Below are 4,924 nucleotides of genomic sequence, written 5' to 3'. Positions count from 1 at the left end.
CGGCACCAACCGTCGCTCCGGCACCGGCTCCCAAGGCTGCGCCAGCACCGGCCCCCGCTCCGGCTCCTGCTGCTGCGACCGGCACCAACCGCGTCCAGATCGGTGCCTTCTCCTCGCGTGAGCAGGCCGAGCGTGAATACGCTTCGGCGGCTTCGCGCCACGGGGCTCTGACCTCTGGCACCCGCCAGCAGATCGAAGCCATCGAGCGTGACGGCAAGACCCTGTACCGCACCTCGTTCGGCGGCATGAGCCGTGAACGCGCCACCGCCCTGTGCAACGCCATCAAGGCGTCGGGTGGCTCCTGCTTCGTCGGCTGAGGACAGGCGTTTGACCACAGCTGCCATCTACGGCTGCTCGGGTTACAGGCTGTCGGCAGAGGAGCGCGCCTTCTTTGCCGACGCCGACCCGTGGGGCTTCATTCTTTTCCGCCGTAACGTCGAAAGCCCCGATCAGGTGCGCGCCCTGGTCCAGGACCTGCGCGACGCCGTGGGCCGCGATGACGCCCCTGTCCTGATCGATCAGGAAGGTGGCCGCGTCCAGCGTCTCGGCCCGCCCTTCTGGCCGAAATATCCGCCCGGTGCTGCCTATCTTCAGGCCGCGCAGGGCGATGTGTTCAAGGCCCGCGAACTGGTGCGCCTCGGCGCGCGTCTGATCGCCCAAGACCTTTATGATCTCGGGATCAATGTGGACTGCGTTCCGGTTCTGGACGTTCCGGTCCCCGGTGCCCACGACATCATCGGCGACCGCGCCTATGCCCGCGATCCGCAGACGGTCGCCCAGCTGGGCCGCGCCGCCTGCGAGGGGCTGCTGGCGGGCGGTGTCCTGCCGATCATCAAACACATCCCCGGCCATGGCCGCGCCTTTGCCGACAGCCACCACGACCTGCCCGTCGTGGAAACGCCGCTGGCCGAGCTGGACGCGTGGGACTTTGTGCCCTTCCGCGCCAACTCCGACATGCCGCGGGCGATGACGGCCCACGTTGTCTTTACCGCCGTGGATGGTAATGCGCCTGCCACCACCTCCAAGGCCGGTATCCGCCTGATGCGCGAGCGTCTGGGCTTCAACGGCCTGATCATGACCGACGACCTGTCGATGCAGGCCCTGTCCGGCACGATGAAAGACCGCGCCGAAGCCTCGTTCAAGGCGGGCAATGATGTGGTCCTGCACTGCAACGGCAGGATGGACGAGATGATCGAGGTCGCCTCGGCCGCCAAGACTCTTGGGGGCATTGCCGCCCGCCGCGCCGAGGCTGCGCTGCAACGTCTGGTCCGCTCGCCCGAGCCGCTGGACATCGACGCGGCCCGCGCCCGCTTCACCGCCGCCCTTGAGGGACGGTTCGAGGCCGCACGCGGCCCTGATGTCGGCGAGGCACAGGCTCCGGCCTGAAACCATAGGGGGCAGGGGACATGACAGACGCCTTCCAGCCGAACCTCGACTTCACCGCGGTCCAGCAGGCCGAGGAGAAGGAGACGTTCGTCGTCGATCTGGAAGGCTATGAAGGTCCCCTGCACGTCCTGCTGGAACTGGCCCGTGGCCAGAAGGTGGACCTGCTCAAACTGTCCATCACCCGTCTGGCCGAACAGTATCTGGCCTTCGTTCACGAGGCGCGGCGACGCAACTTTTCGCTGGCTGCCGACTATCTGGTGATGGCGTCGTGGCTGGCCTATCTGAAGTCGCGCCTGCTGATCCCGCGCAACGAAAAGGACAAGGGCGAGGAAGTCCCTGCCGAGCAGATGGCCGCCGCCCTGGCCTTCCGCCTGCAAAAGCTGGAAGCCATGCGGACCGCCGTGGCCAATCTGACCAAACGCCCGCAACTGAACCGCGACGTCTTCATGCGCGGCGATCCCGAACAGACGGTCATCGTCCCGTCCGACCAGATCGACGCCAGCCTCTATGAGCTGATGACCGCCTATGTCACCCAACGGGTGAAGCAGGAACGCCGCAACTACGCCCCGACCGCCCGCGTCGAAGCCTTCCAGCTGGAAGCCGCCCGCGACTGGCTGCGCGAGATCATGCCGCGCCTGTCCGAATGGACCCCGCTGGAGCGTGTCGCGCCGCAACGCCCCGAGGATCACGACGGCCCGTCACAGGCCAGCTATACCGCCTCCACCCTGTCGGCCTCGCTGGAACTGGTGAAGGAAGGCGGCATGGACATCCGTCAGGAAAAGCCGTTTGACGAGATCTGGCTGCGCCGCCGTGGACCGGCCCCCGCGCTGGAGTTGGAACCGTGAGCCTGAATTTCGCCCCTGACCATCTGGAAATCGAGCGCCGCGTTGAGGCCCTGCTGTTCGCCGCCGCCGCGCCGCTGTCGCATGAGGAACTGGCCCGCCGCCTGCCCGAAGGGGCGGATGTGTCCGGTGCCCTGACCGCGCTTCAGGAACGCTATCAGGGCAGGGGCGTGGTGCTCGATATTGTCGCAGGGCGCTATCGATTCCGCACGGCGGACGACCTCGGCTTCCTGATGACCGAGGAGAGGGAAGAGCCGCGCCGTCTGTCCAAGGCCGCGCTCGAAACCCTTGCCATAATCGCCTATCACCAGCCCTGCACCCGCGCCGAGATCGAGAGCGTGCGCGGCGTTTCCCTGTCCAAGGGCACGCTGGATGTGCTGCTGGAAATGGGATTCGTGCGCCTGCGCGGGCGTCGCCGCACGCCGGGGCGGCCTGTCACCTATGGGACGACCGACCGATTCCTCGAACATTTCGGCCTTTCGGGCCTTTATGACCTGCCGGGTGTGCAGGAGATGAAGGCCGCAGGGCTGCTGGACCTGTCCATGCCTGTCGGCTTTGAGGTGCCCGACCCCTCGCTGTCCCGCGAAGAGGATGCGGGCGACACCCTGCCGGGTATGGATAACGATGCGCCTGAGTTTGCTCAGGATTTTATCAGTGAAGACGACGAGTCGAGACCTTAGGGGCGGCTTTACGCCGCGCCTGAAAATAAACCGCGAAAATCCATACACTTAGGTCTTAAAGCTCTCGCCTTGACCTGAAGCCCTTGCGCCTATAGGTTCCGCGCGAAATTCAGACCCCTGTCGGCACCCGTCGGCGAAGAGCGAATTGGCCCATGTCCTCTACGAAGGAATCGCGCGAAGAGACGATGAAACGTCTCTCGGAACGCGCATCCGCCCTGGAGGCGCGGACCAGAACCGAGGCGGTTGCGACTGCCGAAGCTCAGAAGGTCGTCGGTCAGGCTTGGCGCATTGTCGCTGAACTGATCGGTGGCGTCTTCATCGGTCTGGGACTTGGGGTGGCTGTCGATTACTTTTTCGACACCGCACCGATAGGCGTAATCGGCGGGGTCCTCGTGGGCTTCGCTTTGTCATTTTTTATGGCCCGCAATACAGCCAAACGGCTGATGGCGGAGGCCAAGGCACTCGGCGAAACCCCTGCGGGCGAGCCGGTTGTCGAGGTTAACGAAGACGAGGAACGATAGGCTTCATGGCCGGTCCGATTGAACAATTTGAGGTCAAGCCGCTCGTAGAGTTCGGCACGGTCAACGTTCCCGTTCTCGGTGAGCAAGTGATCGCAATCACCAACTCGCACGTCGCCATGACGATCGCGTTTGCCGCTGTTGTCGGCTTCCTCGGTCTGGCTACGAGCAAGAACTCGGTGGTTCCGGGCCGTATGCAGGCCGCCGGTGAAACCCTGTTCGGCATGGTCGATAACCTGACCTCGTCGATCATCGGCCACGACGGCAAGAAGTATTTCCCGTTCGCCTTCACCATGTTCATGCTGGTTCTGGCCATGAACCTGCTGGGCATGTTCCTGACCTTCACGGCGACGTCGCAGCTGGCCGTCACCCTGACGCTGGGCCTGATCTCGTTCCTGACCGTGGTCGTTGTCGGCTTCGTCAAGAATGGCCTGGGCTTCTTCAAGCTGTTCTGGCCGGCCGGTGCACCGCTGGCCCTGCGTCCGGTTGTCGGCCTGATCGAGTTCGTCTCGTTCCTGCTGCGTCCGGCCACCCTGGCGCTTCGTCTGTTCGGTAACATGCTGGGCGGCCACGTCGCCCTGAAGATCTTCGCCCAGTTCGTTGTTCAGCTGGGTGCTGTGGCCATCGCTACCGGCGGTCTGGCCTATGCCTTCTTCGGTGTTGCGGCCCTGTCGCTGGGCATGACCGTTGCCATGACGGCACTTGAGTTCCTGGTGGCCTTCCTTCAGGCCTTCGTTTTCACTGTTCTGACCTGCATCTATCTCAATGATGTGGTCAACCTGGGTGAAGGCCACTAAGGCCCAACCTCAGTCCGCTAAACCCTACCTTCCAACGCTCTCTCGATTTAGGAAACATCATCATGGAAGCAGAAGCCGCTAAGTACATCGGTGCTGGTCTGGCCACCCTCGGCATGATCGGTTCGGCCCTGGCCGTCGGCAACATCTTCGGCAACTTCCTGGCTGGCGCTCTGCGCAACCCGGCTGCTGCTGCTGCTCAAGTCGGCAACCTGTTCGTGGGCGCCGCTCTGGCAGAAGCCCTGGGCATCCTGGCCTTCGTGCTGGGCGTCCTGATGATCTTCGGCTAATTCTTTAGCCTTAAGACCAAACAGTACCCGACGGCGCGTAGGTCCGCCTACGCGCCGTTGTCCTGATCTAAAGATAGACGGACCATGGCCGCAGAACCCACACTTGAAACTCCGAACACGGTAACCGGCGACATCCAAGCCGATACCCACGCCTCCACCGAGCACGCCTCGGGCGGCCTGCCCCAGTTCGAATTCCAGCACTGGGTCGGTCAGATCGGCTATCTGCTGATCCTGTTCGTCATCACCTATGTGCTGATCGCCAAGGTGTTCGCGCCGCGTATGCGTCGCGTCATCGACGAACGTGCCGAAACCATCGACGGTGCCATCGCCACCGCCCGTTCGGTTCAAGCCGAAGCCGAGGCCCAGGCCGAAGCTGCCCGCGCCGAGGTCGAAAAGGCGCGCGCCGCTGCCCGC

The 4,924-nt window shown here is 64.0% G+C and carries 7 protein-coding genes and 1 pseudogene; all 8 read left to right on the top strand.

All coding sequences use genetic code 11. The features are described from left to right. On the top strand, positions 1–317 hold a 317-nt coding region (locus B3H86_RS04815), incomplete at its 5' end, for an SPOR domain-containing protein (protein WP_292051541.1). 10 nt (positions 318–327) lie between these two features. Then, on the top strand, positions 328–1,386 hold the full coding sequence (nagZ, locus tag B3H86_RS04810) for a beta-N-acetylhexosaminidase (RefSeq protein ID WP_292051538.1): 1,059 nt from the start codon (positions 328–330) through the stop codon (positions 1,384–1,386). Positions 1,387–1,406: 20 nt separating this feature from the next. Next, positions 1,407–2,231, top strand: a complete 825-nt coding sequence (locus tag B3H86_RS04805; protein WP_292051536.1) for a segregation and condensation protein A — start codon at positions 1,407–1,409, stop codon at positions 2,229–2,231. Then, positions 2,228–2,908 carry an SMC-Scp complex subunit ScpB gene (gene scpB / locus B3H86_RS04800; protein WP_292051534.1) on the top strand — a complete coding sequence of 227 codons (681 nt, stop codon included), beginning with the start codon at positions 2,228–2,230 and terminating at the stop codon, positions 2,906–2,908. Before B3H86_RS04805 ends, scpB begins: the two co-directional genes overlap by 4 nt. 152 nt (positions 2,909–3,060) lie before the next feature. Further along, entirely contained in the window at positions 3,061–3,429 is a 369-nt protein-coding gene (locus tag B3H86_RS04795) for an AtpZ/AtpI family protein (RefSeq protein WP_292051532.1), read from the top strand. A 5-nt stretch (positions 3,430–3,434) separates the two neighbouring features. After that, positions 3,435–4,223: a F0F1 ATP synthase subunit A gene (locus B3H86_RS04790; protein ID WP_292051530.1), complete on the top strand. Its 789-nt coding sequence runs from the start codon at positions 3,435–3,437 to the stop codon at positions 4,221–4,223. A 62-nt stretch (positions 4,224–4,285) separates the two neighbouring features. Next, a complete protein-coding gene (locus tag B3H86_RS04785; RefSeq protein ID WP_292051528.1) occupies positions 4,286–4,510 on the top strand; it encodes a F0F1 ATP synthase subunit C in 225 nt (74 codons plus the stop codon). 84 nt (positions 4,511–4,594) lie between these two features. Next, positions 4,595–4,924: pseudogene (locus B3H86_RS04780) on the top strand (hypothetical protein); the annotation flags it as partial.

The sequence above is a fragment of the Brevundimonas sp. UBA5866 genome (genome assembly GCF_002432125.1).
Lineage (GTDB): Bacteria > Pseudomonadota > Alphaproteobacteria > Caulobacterales > Caulobacteraceae > Brevundimonas.
The sequence above is the reverse complement of the archived record's forward strand: the minus strand, read 5'-3'. Positions and strand labels throughout refer to the sequence as shown.